Origin of the sequence: Nonomuraea sp. NPDC049400, assembly GCF_044466425.1 — a bacterium.
Lineage (GTDB): Bacteria > Actinomycetota > Actinomycetes > Streptosporangiales > Streptosporangiaceae > Nonomuraea.
This window is the reverse complement of the sequence record NZ_JBITMP010000056.1, coordinates 28,939-46,766: the sequence shown is the minus strand read 5'-3', so window position 1 is coordinate 46,766 and position 17,828 is coordinate 28,939. Positions and strand designations below refer to the sequence as shown.

Sequence of the window (17,828 nt, the reverse complement as noted above, 5' to 3'; positions counted from 1 at the left end):
CAACGCTACTGGGAGGAGACGGCGCATGACCAGCAGCCGAGACGCTGCGCTCGTAGGCAGACGCCCGTGGACTGAGCGGCCGCTCTGGCAAGTGGGCTTCGCCGCCGCGCTGGTTGCCGCGGCGGCCAGCGTCATCGTGTACGTGGCCGCGCGGGCCGCCGGTGTGCCGATGGAGCTGACCGAGGTATTCGAGGACCACTTCGCGCGCATGCCCGTTATGAACATGGCGTGGGCGGCCCTCCTGGAGGGAGGGGTAGGCGGTACCGCGTTGGCCGTCGCGTGCCGACGATGGAGCCGCCGCCCGCGGTCGACCTTCGTGGTACTCGCGACGACCGGCGTCATCGCCTCGTTCGCCCTGCCCGTCACCAGCGACGCCAGTACCGCGACCAAGGTCGTCTTGTCGATCAGCCACGTCGTCGTGGCGCTGGTTATCGTGCCGGCGTTGGCACGAGCTCTTCCCTCTCGACACAGCAGGTCAGGGGGCTGATCGTTCGGTGATCCAACGGGCGGCGAGCAGGCCGGAGGCGGCGGTGAGTACGGCGGCCGCGACGACGGTGGCCTCCAGGCCGAAGGCGTCGGCCAGGAGGCCGGCCAGTAGGGCGCCTGCGGCGTAGCCGATGTCGCGCCAGAACCGGTAGGCGCCCAGGGCGTTGGCCCGCCAGGCGGGGTGGGCGTGGTCGGAGACGGCGGCGATGAGGGCCGGGTAGACCATGGCGGTGCCGATGCCGAGCGCGACGGCCGAGGCGATCCCGGCCAGCAGGGGGCGGTTCAGCAGGGCCAGCGCGAGGACGAAGCCGCCGGCCTGGACGAGCATGCCGTACACGATGAGGGGTTTGCGGCCGATGTGGTCGGCCAGATGGCCGGTGGGGATCTGGCCGAGGCCCCACAGGATCGGGTACAGGCCCTTGATCAGCCCGACGGCGGCCAGGCCGAGCCCGTGGTCGGTGAACAGCAGCGGGAAAACGCCCCAGGTCAGGCCGTCGTTGAGGTTGTTGACCAGACCGGCCTGGCTGGCGCCGCACAGCGAGCGCTCCCGCCAGGAGGTACGCGCGAACGTGGAGGCCAGCCCGGGGTGCTCACCGTCGGGCAGCGGTTTGGGGTGCTGGGCGAGTTCGAGGGCGACGTGGGCGGCGGTGTCGCGCACGATCAGCGCCAGGATCAGGCCCGCCGCGACGAAGACGACACCGATCAGCTCGGGCGCCGGGCGCAGCCCGTAGGCGGTGGCCAGGTAGCCGGTGAGCAGCGCGGTGACGCCGACCGCGGTGTAGCCGGCGGCCTCGTTCAGCCCCATGGCCAGACCGCGGCGAGCCGGGCCGACCAGGTCGATCTTCATGTTGACGGTCATCGACCAGGTCAGGCCCTGGTTGAGGCCGAGCAGCAGATTCGCGGCCACGATCCACCACCACGACGGCCCCCACGCGAGCATGAACGGCACCGGCGTACCGATCAGCCACCCGGCGACCAGGAGCTGCTTGCGGGTGAAACGGGCGGTCAACGCGCCCGCGGCGAGGTTCGTGGCCGCCTTCGTCAAGCCGAAGGCGATGATGAAGGAGAACACCGCCAGGTCGCTCGTCAGACCGAACACGTCAGCGCCGATCAGCGGGACAGTGGTGCGCTCCAGGCCCACCAGGCCGCCCACACACACGTTGACGATGACCAGCAGCGTGAACTGCAGCCAGTTCTCGGCCAGGCCGAGCCGCACCGGCCGTCCCGTGGTGGTGCTCACCGGTCACCGCCGCGCGCCGCGCTCTGGAGTCGCAGGCCGTGGGCGGCGGCGAACTCGGCCGGGCCACCGTCGAGGACGGTCAGGCCAGTGTGGCCAGCTCGTTCCAGCAGGCTCGCGGCGGTCGTACTGCGCTGTCCATGCTCGCAGGCCACGACCGCGCCCGCCGGAACGTCCGCGGCGTGTTCGGCCAACTCACCCAGTTCGAGGTGGAGGGCGCCGGGAACGTGTCCGGCGGCGTACTCGGCTTCTTGGCGCACATCAAGGTACGGGCCGTCCGGTGCGCGATCGGCCGGGACCAACGCCGTGGTGACCTCGCTGCCGCCCGCGGCCCGCCAGCCGGACATGCCACCTGCGAGGTGCCCGGCCAGCCGCTCGTAGCCGATCGTGTACGCCTGCCAGACGATCTCCTCCAGGTCCTGGCCGTCGCCGGCCACGAAAGCCAGAGGCACGGTGTCGGGCAGCACCCAGCCGAGCCAGGTGCCGAACTGCGGCCGCAGCTCTATCGACACCGAACCCGGGATGTGACCGGCGGCAAAGTCCGCCACCGGCCGGACATCCACGACGTACCCGCCGTCGGCAAGCAGGGCCCTGACCTGTCCGGCGTCCAGTTCCGGCAGCGACGGCGTGGCCGTCAGGACGGCAGGGCCCCGCCGGTTGACCTCGGTCAGGCGTGCGAAGTAGGCGGGATAGGAGCCCAGACTCGCCACCAACTGCCGGACGAAGGTGTCCTCGTCGGGCGCGGCCAGCAGCGGGTTGCTGCGCTTCTGGACGCCGATGGTCGTGGTGCGCTCGGCGCCGGGCGGGGCGGAGCAGAACGAACCGGCCCCGTGCGTGGGCCACACCGCGGTCTCCTCCGGCAGCGCGGCAAGCCGGTGCAGGGACCGGTATTGGGCCCGGGCCAGTTCCTCGGTGCGCTCGACGCCGAGCAGGTCGGTGCGGGCGGCAGAATCCACGATCAGTGAGCCGCCGGTGAACACCCCCAGCTCCCGGCCATCGTCCAGCAACAGGAACGACAGATGCTCGTCGGTGTGGCCAGGCGTGGCCAGCGCGCGCAGTCTCAGCCCACCCAAGTCGATCTCGTCGCCGTCGTCCAGGCCCCGGTGCGGGAAGGCGCGTTTCCCAGCGGCGGAGGCCAGCACGGCAGCGCCTGTCTCGTGGGCGAGTTGTACGGCGCCGGACAGGAAGTCGGCGTGTAGGTGCGTGTCGGCCGCGTACGCCACCGTCAGCCCGCGCCGGCGGGCGGCGGCGTGCAGGGCACGAAGGTCACGGCCGGCGTCCACGGCCAGCGCGCGCCCGTCGCCCAGGTCGAGCAGGTAGGCGCTGTTGCCCAGCCCTTCGTTCACCAGCGGTATCAGGTGGTCGTCTGCGAATCCCACGATGTCCTCCAAAGTCCGGCCTGATCCGGGGCCAGGGAAGGTCGCACGCAACCTTCTCCGTTATGTACGATATTCCATAGATTAATGGAGGATTGGATGATTGACGCAACCCCCGCCCAGGCCAAGGCCCAGCTGTATGAGGCGTTCGCGGCCAGCGGCAAGGCGCTGGCCAGCGGAAAGCGCCTGGAACTGCTCGACCTGCTCGCCCAGGGCGAACGCACCGTCGAAGCGCTGGCCAAGGCCGCCGGGCTGAACCTCACCACCGCCTCGGCCCACCTGCAGACCCTCAAGCAAGCCGGGTTCGTCACCACCCGCCGCGACGGCGTGCGCATCCACTACCGGCTCGCCGGCGACGACGTCGCCCAGCTGTTCGCGCTACTGCGCAAGGTCGCCGAGACCCACCAAGCCGCCGTCCCGGTGGCACGCGACGCCTACCTCGGCCCCGACGACGGCGCGGGCGAGGTCACCCGGGAGGAACTGCGCGCCCGCGTGCAGGCGGGCGAGGCGGTGGTGCTGGACGTGCGGCCGGTGGAGGAGTACGTGGCCGGCCACATTCCCGGCGCCGTGTCCATTCCGGTTTCCGAGCTGGCCGAGCGCATCAGCGAGCTGCCCGACGACGTCGAGATCGTCGTGTACTGCCGCGGTGAGTACTGCGTGCTGGCCTATGACGCGGTGCGGCTGCTGACCGATCACGGGCGCCGGGCGATCCGGCTCAGCGACGGCATGCTGGAGTGGCGGCTGTCCGAGCTGCCCGTCGAGGCTGGAGCATCGGCATGAACGCCCGCCCGGCCCCGCAGCCCCTCTCGCATTCTGGGCTGGCCGGCGGGCCGGTCTACCTCGACTACAACGCCACCACCCCCGTCGATACGCGGGTGAGCGAGGCGACGGCGGCGCAGCTGAGCGACCTGTTCGGCAATCCATCCAGCAGCCATCCCTTTGGCGAGCAGCCCCGCGCGGCGCTGCGGCACGCCCGCGAGCAGGTGGCTGCCCTGATCGGCGCCCGCCCGCACGAGATCGTCTTCACTGCCTCCGGTTCGGAGGCCGACCTGCTCGCGCTGCGCGGCGCGGTCCTCGCCTCCGGCCGCCCCCGCCCCCATATGATCACCCAGGCCACCGAGCACCCGGCCGTCCTGGAAACCTGCCACGCCCTGCAGCGCCTGTACGGCGCCCGGGTGACGGTGCTGCCGGTCGATAGCGACGGGCTGGTGGACCCAGCCGCGCTGGCCGCCGCACTGGATGACGAGACGGTCCTGGTGTCGGTGATGGCCGCCAACAACGAGACCGGCGCCCTGCAGCCGATCGCCGACCTGGCCGCCCTCGCTCACGAGCATGGCGCGCTGCTGCACTGCGACGCCGCCCAGGCCGTCGGCAAGATCGGAGTGGACGTCGAGGCGCTCGGCGTGGACCTGCTCACCGTGGTGGGACACAAGATGTACGCACCCAAGGGCGTCGCCGCGCTGTACGTCCGCGACGGCGTGGAACTGGAGCCGGTCGTCTACGGCGGCGGCCAAGAGCGCGGCCTGCGCGCCGGCACCGAGAACGTCGCCCTGGCCGCCGCGCTCGGCATCGCCACCGATCTGGCCGCCCGAGACCTGGCCGACGGCGAACCCGCCCGCCTCACCGCCCTGCGCGACGACCTGCACCGCCGGCTCGCCGATGGCCTGCCCGGCCGGGTACACCTCAACGGCCCCGCCGAGCGGCGGCTGCCCAACACGCTGAACGTCAGCATCGACGGCGTCCTCGGCCACGACCTGCTCACGGCGGCGCCCCAGCTTGCGGCCTCCACCGGGTCGGCCTGCCACATCGGCAGCCACACCCCCTCCCCAGTGGTGACCGCCATGGGCCTGGACGCCGAGCGCGCCCTCGCCGCGGTGCGGCTGTCCCTGGGCCGCTGGAGCACCCTCGCCGACATCGAGACGGCCGCGACCGCACTGATCAAGGCTGCCCACTGACCACGCCTCGCCCTGGTCCTGCTCGGGCCTGCTCGGGCTTGGCGCTTCGGCCCTGGTCTCCGCACCACCACCCTCATCGATGCGGTGCCCACGCCATACCGGCGCGACCGTCTACCGGCCGCCCGTGAGACGGGCCCCTGGCGGACGCGACCCGCTGCGGTGACGCGGGGCGCACCGTCAGTCCCAGGTCAGGCGTTGCTCCAGCAGCGCTTGCTGGGCCGGGTTGGCGGTCAGCTTCAGCGCCCGCTCATCGGCCCGCCGCGCTTCCTCACGGCGACCCAGGCACCGCAGCAGCTCGGCGCGGGTGGCGTGGAAGAGCGGATAGCGCTCCAGCGCTTGGCCGAGCTCCTCCAGCTCGGCCAGCGCCGCCTCAGGGCCCTGGACATGCCGCACGGCGATAGCCCGGTGCAGCCGCGTGACAGGTGAGGACGCCAGGTGGAGCAGCATGTCGTACAGGACGAGGATCTGCGTCCAGTCGGTGTCGGCGAAGGTCTCGGCCTCGGCGTGGCAGGCCACGATCGCCGCCTGCAGCTGGTATGGCCCCGGCCTGCGGTGGGCGCGGGCGGCCCGCGTGAGCAGGGCCGTGGCGTGCTCGATGGCCTGGCGGTTCCACAACGAGCGGTCCTGGTCGGCCAGCAGCACCAGCCGCCCGGCGAGGTCGAACCGGGCCGCGCCGCGGGCCCGGTGCAGCCGAATCAGCGCCAGCAGCCCGGCCGCTTCCGGCTCCTTGGGCAGCAGGTTCGCCAGCAGCGCGGCCAGCCACTCGGCGTCGTCGACCAGGTCGCGGGCCTGGGCCCGCTCGGCGGTGCTGGACAGGTAGCCCTCGTTGAACAGCAGGTAGATGACCGCCAGCACCTCGTGGACGCGCTGCGGCAGCTCCTGCTCGGCGGGGATGCGGTACGGGATCCCGGCCTCGCCGATCTTGCGTTTGGCGCGGGTGATGCGCTGCGCCACCGTGGACTCGGGCACCAGGAACGCGGCGGCGATCTGCGCGGCCGACAGCCCGCACACCACGCGCAGCGTGAGCGCGATCTGCGCGGCGCGGGACAGCGCCGGGTGGCAGCAGGTGAAGATCAGCCGCAGCCGGTCATCACGCGGAGCGGGCGCCGGCCAGGTGAGCTGGGCGAGCTTGGCCCGGTAGTTCGACTCCCGGCGCAGCACGTCCAGGCCGCGCCGCCGGGCCACGGTGAACAGCCACGCATCCGGCCGCTCGGGGATTCCCTCTGCCGGCCAGCGCCGCAGCGCGACCTCCACCGCGTCCTGCACCAGGTCCTCGGCGGCGGCGAAGTCGCCCAGCAGCGACACCAGGGACGCGGCCAGCCGGCCCGCGTGCTCACGCACCACGCGGGCCAGCACCTCCTGGCTCACTTCCCCGTGCACCGGCTCACTCATGAGACGGGACGGATCTCCACGATCGGGCAGGCCGGCCAGGAGCGAGCGATCTTCAGCGCCTCGTCCAGGTCCGCCACCTCGACCTCGGCGAACCCGCTCACCACCTCCTTGCCCTCCACGAACGGCCCGTCGGTGACCACCGGCTAACCCTGACCCAGGCGCACCGTGGTGGCGGTGTGCACCGGCGCCAGATGCGTATGGTGAGTGATCTTGTCGGCATGGTCGGCGAACCACTGCCCGACCGCCGCATAGGCGGCCTCGCGCTCCAGCTCGCCCATCGCCTCCAGCTTCTGGGCGAACTCCTCGGTCTCGATGAACATCAGCACATACTTCACGTCGTTCTCCCCAGTGGTGTCGTGGTCAGCGTGCCGGAAGGGCGGCGTACAGGTCGACGCCATTGCCGTCCGGGTCGGCCACCGTGGCGTAGCGCATCCCCCAGAACGCGTCGAACGGCTCGGCGATCCCCCGGTAGCCCGCCTCGACGAGCTCGGCGTAGGTGGCGTCCACCCCGGCCGGGGTGTCGAACTCGAAGCACAGCAGGGTACGCGGCCCGCCGGTCGGCGCGCTCCAGCCGGGCAGGAACGGCGTGCGGAAGCCTTCGGTGTCCAGCATGACGTGCAGCCCGTTCGGCAGGTCGCAACCGGCGTGCTCCGGGGAGTGCTCGTCGAGCTTGAACTCCAGGCCCAGGCGGGCGTAGAAGGCGATCGAGGCGTCCATGTCGGAAACCACGATGTCGATGGTGTTCAGGGTGGGATGCATGATGCGCTCCTTCGGGCTCGGTCGGTGACGTTAGGCCAGGCCGCCCGTGAGATCCCCCTTCGGGCTCACCTCGCCTGGCCAGGAGCCGACACTGCGACATGCCCGCTGACGGCTTGGCCCTCACCTCACAGACGATCGGCCGATGCCTCGATACGACACGGGCGCCGAAATTCTTCGCGCCGGTCGGCCGGTGCACGTCCGCGTCGCCGGTCACTCCGCCGGACCGGCGACGGCCTCCAGCTCCAGGTGGCGGTTCATGTCGAGCTCGAAGCGCCCGTACAGGTTCAGATGGGTCCAGAACAGCGCCGACAAACCCCGTCGATCGGCCAGACTCAGCCGTTTCTGCCAGGCCGGATCGCGCAACACGATCTGGATCAGATGCGTGTTCAGGTAGGTGATCGTCGCGGCGAGGAGGTGCAACGCCAGCGCGGACACCTCAGCGTGCTCGCGGTCGTCGCCGGTCAGGTCGCCGGCCTTGCCATAGAACAGGTCCTTGCTGGCGGAGTTGAAGTTCTCCACCACGTTCAGCCCTTCGCCGATCTCCCGCCGCAGCTCCTCATCCGCGAGATACTCACAGATGAAGATCGTCCGCACGACACGGCCCAGCTCCTCGATCGCCTGATAGGTGGGGTGCTTGGGACCGCCGCGGGTGAAGCGCCGCAACATCTGGTGCGACTCCGCGGTGCGCAACCGCAGCGCGGTCGCGTGCTTGACCATCATGTCGTAGTGGCGGGCGATCACTTCCCAGTCGATCGTCTTGTGCGACAGCACCGCCTCCAGCGCCGACCACGCCTCATCCTCTCCCGGGCCGGTACAACCGGGCCGAGCCGATGTTCTTCAACCGCGGCAGCAGCTTGAAATCCAGCAGCTCGGAGAAGGCGAACCCGACGATGGAGGCGCCGTGCGTGTCGGTGTACTGGCGATCGATCTCGGCGTCGGTCAGATGCCGCAGCAGCCCCTCGATCATGGAGGCGACCTCGGAGGCCGTCGTGGAGGTCACCTGCGAGTAAATGCACACGCTCTTGCGCTCGACGTGCCAGTACACCATGATCCCCGGCCCGCCGTAGCGCTGATGCCACTCCGTCATCACGTTGGCCGCCCAGGACCCGAACTTGCGCGAGTCCGACGCGCACGCGGTCCCCGCTCCCCACAACCCGGCGTCCCGCGCGGCCAGGGTAGCGTTGACCACGGTGCGGATCGCCGCTCGCAGGTTGTCGCGGTTGATGAACAGCCGGCGGGTGCGCCGCAGCGCCGCCTCGGTGTCAACCTGGGCGCCGGCCTGCCCATCGGCGGGCGCGGCCGCGGCCACACCGTCGGCGACCCGCTTGATCCCCACGTTCGTCCCCAGCCCGTACAGGCACAGCAGCAACCGCCGCTGCAGCACCGCCGCATCGGTGACGGTGCGCGAGGCCACCGAGGTGAACGCGGCGGTGTAGCCGGTGACGTGCGCGACGTCCTTGAGCACGTCCAGCAAGTCGATCACGCCCCACCGGCGGGAGATCTCCTGCTTGAGCGCCTTCAGCCCGGCCGGCTCCTCCTGCTTGCCGATCGGCGGCACGCTGATCCACGCCTCGCCCTTCTTACGAGTGAGCTTCACCCCGCCGGTCGCGTGCTGGCGCATCGCCTTGTCCAGACGGTCCAGGGCGGCGGTGTGGCGGCGCTGCAGGTCGGCGATGAACGCGGCCGGATCACGCGGCTTGGCCAGCGCCTCGTAATGCACGTCGCGGTTGTCGTCGAAATCGGCCGGCAGGTCACCGTCGGGGTTGCGCCAGGTCTTGGCGCCCTCCACCCAGATCTCCCGGCGCCGGATCGCCTTGCGCAGCGCGACCAGCGCGCACAGCTCGTACGGGATGCGCTCGATGCGGCCGCGCTCGCCGACCACGGCCTCCTGCCAGTCCTCGGGCACCACATGCTCCAGCGGCACCAGCTCGCTGCGATCGTAGAAGACCGCTTCGGAATCGGCGTAGCGCTGCAGCAGCTTCAGCGCGTCCATCACCGGCCGGAAGGCCGTGTTATTGCACCGGAACGTGAGCGCTCGCAGCAGCTTGGGCAGGCCCCGCCGGTAGTGGCGCGAATAGGAACCGCGCAGCTTGATCCGCACCCGGGTGTTGAACGCCTGCTCGTTCGCCCTGGCCTCGGCCACGATGTCGGCCAGCGTGCCGGCGCCCACCACCGGGTAGATCGCTTCACGCACGACCTCCTCGGGCAGATCGAGGGCGGCCTGGGCGAGCCGGGCCAAGATGCCGTTCTTGCCGTGCACCCGCCGGAACTCGCCTGCGATCTCGTTCTCGACCTTCTTCTCCGCCCGCACACTGATCTTGTGCACGAGTTGGATCAGCAGCTCCACGAGCCCATCGATCATTTCGGTCTTGCGCACCCAGCACAGCGCCGCCAGCAGCGTCAGGCACACCCGCGGGGAGGCGGCGGCGAAGTCCGAGGGGTACATCCGCATCGCCCGCGCCCGCCAGGCCTCCACGACCTTCTCCGAGATGCCCTCGAACAGATGCTCGGGCAGGCCAATCGCCTTGACCCGCTCCAGCTTGCCGATCTCGTTCAGCAGCGTCTCCAACTGCAACGGCCCCGGGTCCTCCTTCAGCTCCTGCAGGAAGCTCCGCATCCCCCCGCCCCAATACCGTCGCTCTCGGGCGCCGGGTCAGGTACGGCGATGAGCTCCTGTAGCGCGGTCACCGCCGCGGGCGGCAGTCGCTCCATCGTGGTGGTGGTGAACTCCCGCTCGAACATCGCCTCGGCCGCGCCCAGCAGCCGCTCCACCGGCCGGGCCGCGGGGGGCTCCATCCGTTCCTCACGGCAGCGGGCCAGCAGCGCCGCCCGCAACCGCTCCCGGGAGGTCTCCACCGGGCACATATCCCGCGCGAGCCAGAAGATCAGCTTGTCCTCATCGGCCACTGTGACCTGCCGGAAGCCGTGGAACTGCCGGACCTGAGAGCGGTGGTACTCGATCGTGCTGCCCGACCACTGATATTGCGTGAACGACTCCGGACCGACCTTCACCTGGCCGGCCATGTACTCCACGGCCGCCTTCGGCACGTCCTCCCGCCGGGGAAAGCACCCCTCCAGCTCGAAGAACTTCAGCAACAGCGCGAACCCGAGCCGGGTCGCACCGCTCTTGTTCGCCAGCAGATCGAGCTCCGCCTCATCCAGCGTCCAGCACTCGATGAGGTCCTCCAGCTCCCAGTCTCTTCGCACCGGCCGGGCTCCTTGTCTCCCCCGATCGCAGTGAAGGTTCGAGAGCACACGCTGATCTGATTCCGTGCCGCTACGGCCTGGTACCGCCTACCTGTGACCATCACGTGCTGACTTCGACACATTGCAGAGCGCTACTTTGGGGCTCATCGCACGGACCCGAGCGGTGGGCCTCGACCACCACCCACCACACCGACTCATCGGCGGCCACCGCCCGCTCAGGGCGGTAGTAGCGAGGCAACGCACCTGACATGCCTGACATGCCTGAGAACCCCTGGATATCTGTGAGGCAAGTACGCGCCAACCCTACTTGACGAACATGCCTGACTACTAAGAGTCACCCAGGATAAGGAGGGCCGAGACTATCGCAGTCGGTGTCCGTTCCTGCGGAAAGCGCCTAAGCCGACCGCATCGTGGCACACCGCACTGCCCGATGCGCTCCTCAACGAGTGGGCCGCGTGCCAGGAGCCGGGAGCCGGCGACGACGCTCATACGCCGGATCGGTAGGAAGTACGCCATGGGCGAGCGGCACCTCGAAGTAGGCGGAGCTGAACGGTTCCCGCCACAGCAACACCCGGTACCGCCCTGTAAGAGTCCAGGTGGAAGGATCTACGGCAACGGCACCGATTATGACCGGCCCGTTGCGAAGTTGTACGTCACCGTCATCGAACCGAGCGGTCAAACCGCGTCGCCACCATCGCACCCCCGTACGCCCGAAGCCCGAGGTATGACGATGAAGCGCCGGCTAGGTTGAGAGGCTCAACTTACTTTGTAAAGGGGGCGAAGCGCACAGCCAGCTCCTTGATCTACAGAGGAACGGGCTTCGCCCGTACAGCCTCCAACAAGCCAAGCTCACCCTACCGAGGCCGAAGCTCCCTGCCTCACCAGCAGCGATCTTGCCATTGGTCATCTCCTGTCGTGCATGCTGGGAGTGGCTGCGCCGAGCTCGGCCCAGCTCACCGGCTTGGGCAGGTTCCGCGCAAAGAATGGGTGGATAGATGCCCAGGGCCTTTGTACGGTGGTGCCGACGACAAGGGGGGCCGGAGGTGACGGCTGCGAGCACGGTCTTTCGGAACCTACGCGCGCTTCGTCACGACCCGCCGGGGTACGCGAAGCAGGGAGCGCGGCGCACGACGTTCCAGTCGGCGCTGGAACAGTGCGAGCAGTTCCTGACCGCCGCTGGTATCGCGGGGTACGCCACCCGGCCTGTTCAGCTCTTCTACGCCTTGTCACAGGCGGGCCGTGCCATTGTCGCCGCATCACCGCACGTCGGTAACCAAGGGTGGAGGGTTAGCGGTCACGGTCTGACCGCTAACACCAATGCCCTGCTCGCCGCCGATGTCACGGTCACCGCCACCAAAGCGGGTCTGTTCCCCGCCGTTGCCTCAGCGCTGAACGTCGAGGCTCTGGTCCCTGACGAGCCGGTGGCTCTTCGAGAGCTGTGGCCGTTGCTGCCGGAGACAGCGCACGTCCCCCTCACGGATGATGCCCTGCTGCCTGTTCTGCTGTTCTTCCCGCATGGATGGCCCGAGGTCGACACCTTCTCCCATGCCGAGGTCAGTTGGATTCCTCACCGCGTGAAGGACTTGTACGGCGCGGATCACGTGCGAGTCAAAGAGCATCTCGATCACTACCCGGCGTTGAAAGACAGTGCGCTGCAGGTATCGCATCCGATGGGTGGCCTGCGCTGGGACCGCGCGGGGCCTGGTCTCACTCTCGAGGTTGAATGGCGTAGCGGTTCGCCACCGCTGATGTTGCCTGATCAGAGGACATTGGGTGACCTGGGTGTTGCCTGCTACAGGTCCGCCGACGATTGCGTCCTCACCCCTGCGGTCGGCTCGATGTCGACCGGCCTGCATCCATTCTTGGCTCTGTGGGCCATACTGCTGGCGTTGTCGTCGCTGGCGCGCTACGAGCCGGCCGCTTGGTCCAAGATGATCGACATTGACCGGTCAGCTGAGGCCAACGCGATCGAGCATCTTCTTGAGGAAGCGACCACGGCCGTCCCCGCTGCGGCGTTCTATCTGCTTTCGACTTTCGAGGGGCCTCACTTGGGTCCGCGCAATGAGCCCCAAAATAGCCCTGCGTAACGATGGCTACTGTTTGTGTTCGCAGAAATGGTTCTGACAGACCTCGCCGATCGGCCGGGCCGTGTCACCTGCACTTACCTGCGGCGTCTGTTGAAGTGGTTGAGATTGAGGATCAGGTGGCTGATAACGATCAGGAGCGCCAGGGTCCAGGCGGTTGGGTACGGGATTGAGGGCAGGTCGGGTAGCCATCCCCTGAGCGACGGCCACGGCCCCCACGAGGATGGCGGACAGGAGCAGGGTCATCCCCAGGACATTCACGGCCACGGTGGCGGCGCTGGCCAGGATGAACTGCCGGCCCGATAGTGGCTTATCTCCGGTGAGCGTCCAGCTGAATCCGAGGATCGAGAAGGTGTAGCCGTGCGGCTTCGGCGCCTGCTCATCATGGAGTTCACCAGAGCGGCCAGGGGATGTGTCAGGACGACTTCGGGTGGCCATCAGCGGCTCCGTCATCTCGATGTGGGGCGGCATCAGCATCCTAAAGTGAGGGGGTGACAATCGGTGTGATGTACGACGGCGGCTGGTGGGCCCATGTCAGCGGGTACTTCCTGCATGATCACCCCTGGCGGGCACGGATCTCCTTCCAGGGTCTGCACGACGTTATCCGGCAGGCCCTCGGCGATCCACAGGCACGCGTGGACGCCCATTACGTACGAGCCCGCCCGTCCACGCCAGCGGCCAGTTTCGAGCACGTCCTGCAGCAGGCCGGGATCACACGACATGATGTGCCACTGACCGGCCCCTCAGAGAAGGGCGCTGATGTGCTCTACACCATTGTCGCCTTGGAAAATGCCCTGACCAGGCCATGGAAGACAGTGGTGCTGCTGACCGGAGACAAAGATTTCGTCCCGCTCGTCGCCCGCCTGGTCGAGCTGGACAGGCACGTCATCGTTCCCCGGATGCAGCAGCCCGTGGCCACCGCTGCCGCGCTCGTCGCAGCGGCCTCGAGCGCGCCGCCGCTGGAGGAACTCCTCGCCGTCGGGTTGCGCGAGGACTACCAGGGCGCGCGGCCGTTCGTCGGCCCCATCGCGGGCGCGCCCATCCCCGGTGGTGGCGAGCTGCGCGGCACGATCACCCGCTGGGATCCCGGCGCAACGTCAGGGTTCATCACCGACACTGTGGGGCAGTCCTGGTTCGTTTCACGCGACAGCCTGCCCGGGGGACGAACGTCGTTGCCGAAAGGCACGCTCGTGCGGTTCAGCGGCCGCCCGAAGCCCAAGCCGGGGAAGCGGTACCCCGAGGCGTTTTCCGTGATGATCGTGGCGTAGCCACTAGCTTGCCACCGTGCTCGGCTGGAACCAGTCGCTGTACGGGTCCTTCATCGCCGCGGTGGTAGCAAGGCCGTCCTCATCGCCCTGGGCGGCTGCGGCCGGCAGTGGGTGTCGCGCAAGGCCATCTGAAACACTTCTATGAAGTTCCAGCCTCGGCTGACGCTGGGAGGACCAATATCGGTGCCCTGCCGCCCTCACGGCGCCACCCGTGCTCGACTTCGACCTCAGCGGCTGCGGTCTCCCGGCACGAACCAGGTCGGAAACGCTTCAGCGGTTCCTTGACCGAACGTCGGACAACCGCGGCATAGGCCGCGAGGATGGTGATGCGCTTGCTCACGACGATGACGAGGCCCTACTGGCTGATCTGGAATGGATTGTGCGGGACCTTGCGGTCCGCCATCCCGCCCCACGCCCGGCGCTGCCCGCCAAGCTTGCCGGTGGCGCCCGTGGCTACGACGAAGGCCATGGGCCAAGACCAGAGGCCGCGCCCCGGCGATCTGTCAGCGCGCTGCCGTATCGTACGCGTTCATGATCGGCTTACCTCGGCCTCTCGCCCTTGGGCTCGCGGCCGTCCTGCTGCTGGGCTGCCTGGCCTCCGACGCGCATCTCGACGATGAGGGCTATTTCTGCGGTTTCGTCGGCAACACGATGTCCTGCGGCTCGCCGGAGCGGGACGCCGCCATCGCGGCCGCCATGCTCACGCCCGACGAGGCGCGTTCCGTCGGCTGCCCACCGCTCTACGTCGGGCAGCGGCAGCGGGAGCGGGAGGCCGGGGAGGTGCTGCCGGAGCCCGAGCCGACCAGCTTCGCCGTCCGCACCCCCGATCCGGCGCTCGCCGCCCGCGTCGGCGCGGCGTGGGACCGGATCGAGCGCTGGCTCGGTGCGCACGCGTCGGCCACTCTGCGCAAGCTGCGCTTCGGCGCCGAGCCGGAGCGCCTGGCCGAGTGGGAGCATTACGCGGGCCGCCGTCTGCCCGACGACCTGTACGCCTCTTACCTGCGCCACGACGGCGCGGACGGCAACCTGGGCGACGGCTTCCGGCTTCCTGGCGGGTACGGCCTGCTGGAGGTCAACGACATCGACTACATCAACACGGGCAACTGCCAGAACCTCGTCCTGGCCGGTGACCTGGCGGACGCCGATCCCGAGCACGGCACCTGGCACGGCAGCCTGCTGCCCACCGGCAGCGACGCCTCAGGACGCGAGTTGTTCGTCGAGCCCCGCACCGGCCGGGTGGGCGAGGCCGCCTTCGGCGAGCGGCTCCGCTACGACGGCCCGATGGGTTTCCCGTCGCACGCGGCGATGCTGGAGGCGCTGGCCGCCGCGCTGGAGGGCGGCGCCGCGATCCGCGGGTCGTACCCGACGGTGACCGGGAGCTGCGAGCTGCGCTGGGCCGCGAAGCCCGCTCCGCGGCCGGGCGGGTGCGCGGGCGGGCCCCGTCCAACCCCCACGCCCACCCCCACCCCGCAGCCGCCCACCAACGCGGACAAGCGCGCCACCGGCTGCCTGCCCGACCACCGAGCCCCCGTCGTGCGCACCCCGCGAGCCGCCGTCACCGCCCAGGTGAACGCCACCTGGCGGCGCATCGAGCGCTGGCTCGCCCGGCACGCGCCCGCCACGTACAAGAGCCTGCGCCCGCCGGCCACCCCCCTGGCGATCGCGCGGGCCGAGTCCGCCATGGGCGCGCGCTTCCCCGACGACCTGCGCGCCTCGCTGCTACGCCACGACGGGGCGAACGACTGGGGCTTCTCCTTCCCGCCGATCTACAACGCCATGTCGGTACGCGGCATGCAGCGCGACTGGCAGGGGAACTGCGACATCACACTCGAGGACCCGGAGCTGAGCCCGTACTGGTGGCACGGCCGCCTGATCCCCTTCGGCTACGACAGCACCGGCGGCAACCTGATCGTCGACCCCGACACTGGCCGCACCGGCAGCTTCCACAATGAGGACGGTCTGCACACGGACGACGGCGACATCTGGCCCTCCTACCTGGCCCTGCTCAAAGTCACCGCGCGCGCCCTGGAACGGGGCGAGCCGGTGCACGGCTGGCAGCCCGGCGTGGAGAAAAGCCGCCTGGACTGGCGCTACAAGGGTTAGGCGCTCATCCCGCCGTCCACCGCGACCGTGGCGGGAAATCCGGCCAAGCTCGCCTCCTTTCTGAAGATCCATCGTTCCTGGAGAGGGGACTGCCTGGGCGCTTCCCCCAGGCGTACGCGCTGCGCGGCAGGCGCAGCGGGGCATCGTCTCGGCCGGCGCCACCTGGTTCCCGGTTACGAGAGCCAGCCGCGGTAGCGCAGGCTCGGGGCGCGTCCTCGGCAGAAGGGTGAGCAGTACAGGCGGACTCGGCTCGGCCCCAGTATGGGCTGCGCCATTGGTTGCGCGCACACACGGCAACACCCGGGGTCGATGACGGGAGCAAGATCAGCCAACAGTTGCTCAACGCCAGGCAGTTCCTCGGGCATCGGATCGTCATCGGCCCGGCACCCGGTGAAGGCCAGCAGCTGGTGAAAAGTCGCTCGCAGCTCGGTCAGATCGCGACGGCGGGCGCCGAGCAGGGCGAGGTAGTCCTCGATCGGCCAGTGGATGAGGGATCTCGCACGTGTCAGGTACACGCCGACCCGGTCGATGCGATATCGGTTGGTGAAGTCCATCAAGGTGTAGCCGAGGAGCTGCAGGATCATCGGGAGGGGGAAGCGTTCGGTGCGACGGGTGCTCTTGAAGTCGATCAGTAGGCCGTCCACGATGAGGTCGGCGTCGGCGGAGACGTAGGCGCTGCCGTCGAAGGTGGGCCCCGGCAGGCACATCTGCGGTGCGGTCGCGCGGCGAAGCTGGCCCAGCGGCCCGGCGCTTGCAGCCTGCACCTGCGCGACGGTGTCGCGCAGGAGGTCGTGATGCGGGAGTGCCAGCAGTGTGGTCAAAGTGAAGGCGCCAGGGTTGGCGAAGGCCTCCTTGCACAACGGGGTCAGCGGAAAGGCCACGGGGTTACGGAAGTTGAGGGCATACCAGGCGGCTCCGAGAAGCAGACGAGCCAAGCCTTCCTCCTCTTCTTCGGTCCGTGCCAGGGGACGTCCGCGGTCGTCGAGTTGCAGCTCGGAGAGTGTCACGCGCAACCGCTCGAGCAGTTGAAGGCCAACCGTCTCCATCGCCTCCCATCCGGCATGCTGGCCGAGGGCCAGTGCAGTGGCACGCAGGTTGTCCACGCCCATGACGGTGGCGGCATCGACGCCCGCGACTTGAGTGAAGGCGAAGCGCAGACGCTGGTCGATTGCGGTCCCCACGGTGCCCGCCTCATATCCGACGCCCGGCCCTGGCAAGATCAAGGGCGTGCTCGGCAGCTGCGCCACATAGCTCGCGCGAAGCCGGCGAACGCCCGCCGACAGCTCTCGATCCAGGAACCGACGTAGCGGTGTGCGGGGCGAGGCCAACCCTTGCGTCAGGCTCATACCCGGAGAGAGTAGACGCCGACAGTGACAAAAAATCAACTCATCGTGATCATTGGCCCCCTGCGAGGAGCCCGTAGGGCCGGGGACCGCGTCCTGGCGGCGAGGCCAGATTCGGCGCGGTCGGTGTGGAGGAGAAGCTTCGAGCGGCTGCCTGGACATCCCGATCCCAAGAATGGCGTCGAAGGCCAAGGCGCCTGCACACATGGATGGCCGTCAGCGACTGGGTGAGTAAGAACCCTCACGCGCAGTCCCATGCGGACTACTCGACCCACTTTAGGGACGCCGGGCTGACGATCATCATCGAAGAGAAGTTCGCGCCGGACAAGCCCGCGCTCACGCGCAGCCCCCACTTCAAGCTCAGCGGTGGGCCGCCAGCACCACCGACACCGGCTGACGTGCGCAACGCAGGTTAAGTCGGTAAAACTCGCGTCATGCGGTACATGCGCTCGCGGCGGTGCAGGTCAGCCGTGGTGCTAAGCACATGTTCCAGGGGAATCAATCGGTGAAGACCTTGTCTCCCCCCGGTCAGCACCACCGGCCTGGCCAGGGTAGATCCAATCCCGTGCACCACGTGGCCCGAGTCTTACCGACAGGCCTTGTTGTCCGGGCTTCCTT

At 69.2% G+C, this 17,828-nt stretch carries 17 protein-coding genes; 6 read left to right on the top strand and 11 right to left on the bottom strand.

The window, feature by feature from the left end; genetic code table 11:
* Positions 1 to 25 precede the first annotated feature (25 nt).
* Complete coding sequence (locus ACIBVN_RS49995; protein ID WP_397148131.1) at positions 26 to 487, top strand: DUF6069 family protein; 462 nt, start codon at positions 26 to 28, stop codon at positions 485 to 487.
* Here ACIBVN_RS49995 and ACIBVN_RS49990 read toward each other — a convergent pair.
* Together ACIBVN_RS49990 and ACIBVN_RS49985 are read right to left on the bottom strand one after the other, a co-directional pair.
* Positions 476 to 1,726 (bottom strand): MFS transporter, encoded by a 1,251-nt coding sequence (locus tag ACIBVN_RS49990; RefSeq protein WP_397148129.1) that lies wholly within the window; start codon positions 1,724 to 1,726, stop codon positions 476 to 478. The genes ACIBVN_RS49995 and ACIBVN_RS49990 overlap by 12 nt on opposite strands.
* Complete coding sequence (locus ACIBVN_RS49985) at positions 1,723 to 3,102, bottom strand: rhodanese-like domain-containing protein (protein ID WP_397148127.1); 1,380 nt, start codon at positions 3,100 to 3,102, stop codon at positions 1,723 to 1,725. Before ACIBVN_RS49985 ends, ACIBVN_RS49990 begins: the two co-directional genes overlap by 4 nt.
* A 96-nt stretch (positions 3,103 to 3,198) precedes the next feature.
* Here ACIBVN_RS49985 and ACIBVN_RS49980 point away from each other — a divergent pair, with 96 nt between their 5' ends.
* Positions 3,199 to 3,879 (top strand): ArsR/SmtB family transcription factor, encoded by a 681-nt coding sequence (locus ACIBVN_RS49980; RefSeq protein WP_397148125.1) that lies wholly within the window; start codon positions 3,199 to 3,201, stop codon positions 3,877 to 3,879.
* Positions 3,876 to 5,054, top strand: a complete 1,179-nt coding sequence (locus ACIBVN_RS49975; protein WP_397148123.1) for a cysteine desulfurase family protein — start codon at positions 3,876 to 3,878, stop codon at positions 5,052 to 5,054. The genes ACIBVN_RS49980 and ACIBVN_RS49975 overlap by 4 nt, the downstream gene beginning before the upstream one ends.
* Positions 5,055 to 5,231: 177 nt before the next feature.
* Here ACIBVN_RS49975 and ACIBVN_RS49970 read toward each other — a convergent pair whose 3' ends face one another.
* The 7 genes from ACIBVN_RS49970 to ACIBVN_RS49940 all read right to left on the bottom strand — a co-directional run bounded on the left by ACIBVN_RS49970 (position 5,232) and on the right by ACIBVN_RS49940 (position 10,412).
* On the bottom strand, positions 5,232 to 6,446 hold the full coding sequence (locus tag ACIBVN_RS49970; protein ID WP_397148121.1) for an RNA polymerase sigma factor: 1,215 nt from the start codon (positions 6,444 to 6,446) through the stop codon (positions 5,232 to 5,234).
* Positions 6,443 to 6,586, bottom strand: coding sequence for a YciI family protein (locus tag ACIBVN_RS49965; RefSeq protein WP_397148119.1), 144 nt, complete (start codon positions 6,584 to 6,586; stop codon positions 6,443 to 6,445). The genes ACIBVN_RS49970 and ACIBVN_RS49965 overlap by 4 nt, the downstream gene beginning before the upstream one ends.
* A gap of 3 nt (positions 6,587 to 6,589) precedes the next feature.
* Positions 6,590 to 6,781: a hypothetical protein gene (locus tag ACIBVN_RS49960; protein ID WP_397148117.1), complete on the bottom strand. Its 192-nt coding sequence runs from the start codon at positions 6,779 to 6,781 to the stop codon at positions 6,590 to 6,592.
* Positions 6,782 to 6,806: 25 nt separating this feature from the next.
* Entirely contained in the window at positions 6,807 to 7,205 is a 399-nt protein-coding gene (locus ACIBVN_RS49955) for a VOC family protein (protein ID WP_397148115.1), read from the bottom strand.
* A gap of 210 nt (positions 7,206 to 7,415) precedes the next feature.
* Complete coding sequence (locus ACIBVN_RS49950) at positions 7,416 to 7,976, bottom strand: Tn3 family transposase (RefSeq protein WP_397148113.1); 561 nt, start codon at positions 7,974 to 7,976, stop codon at positions 7,416 to 7,418.
* 22 nt (positions 7,977 to 7,998) lie between these two features.
* Complete coding sequence (locus tag ACIBVN_RS49945) at positions 7,999 to 9,822, bottom strand: Tn3 family transposase (protein WP_397148111.1); 1,824 nt, start codon at positions 9,820 to 9,822, stop codon at positions 7,999 to 8,001.
* Positions 9,798 to 10,412, bottom strand: coding sequence for a DUF4158 domain-containing protein (locus ACIBVN_RS49940; protein ID WP_397148109.1), 615 nt, complete (start codon positions 10,410 to 10,412; stop codon positions 9,798 to 9,800). Before ACIBVN_RS49940 ends, ACIBVN_RS49945 begins: the two co-directional genes overlap by 25 nt.
* A gap of 1,043 nt (positions 10,413 to 11,455) precedes the next feature.
* On the opposite strand from ACIBVN_RS49940, the gene ACIBVN_RS49935 reads away from it, so the two are divergent.
* Complete coding sequence (locus ACIBVN_RS49935; RefSeq protein ID WP_397148107.1) at positions 11,456 to 12,499, top strand: YaaC family protein; 1,044 nt, start codon at positions 11,456 to 11,458, stop codon at positions 12,497 to 12,499.
* Between the two features lie 6 nt (positions 12,500 to 12,505).
* On the opposite strand, the gene ACIBVN_RS49930 is transcribed toward ACIBVN_RS49935, so the two are convergent.
* A complete protein-coding gene (locus ACIBVN_RS49930; protein ID WP_397148105.1) occupies positions 12,506 to 12,967 on the bottom strand; it encodes a hypothetical protein in 462 nt (153 codons plus the stop codon).
* A 20-nt stretch (positions 12,968 to 12,987) separates the two neighbouring features.
* Here ACIBVN_RS49930 and ACIBVN_RS49925 point away from each other — a divergent pair, with 20 nt between their 5' ends.
* Complete coding sequence (locus tag ACIBVN_RS49925; protein WP_397148103.1) at positions 12,988 to 13,764, top strand: NYN domain-containing protein; 777 nt, start codon at positions 12,988 to 12,990, stop codon at positions 13,762 to 13,764.
* A 531-nt stretch (positions 13,765 to 14,295) separates the two neighbouring features.
* Positions 14,296 to 15,867, top strand: a complete 1,572-nt coding sequence (locus ACIBVN_RS49920) for an SMI1/KNR4 family protein (protein ID WP_397148101.1) — start codon at positions 14,296 to 14,298, stop codon at positions 15,865 to 15,867.
* A gap of 173 nt (positions 15,868 to 16,040) precedes the next feature.
* Here ACIBVN_RS49920 and ACIBVN_RS49915 read toward each other — a convergent pair whose 3' ends face one another.
* Positions 16,041 to 17,213 (bottom strand): hypothetical protein, encoded by a 1,173-nt coding sequence (locus ACIBVN_RS49915; RefSeq protein WP_397148099.1) that lies wholly within the window; start codon positions 17,211 to 17,213, stop codon positions 16,041 to 16,043.
* Positions 17,214 to 17,828: the final 615 nt, after the last annotated feature.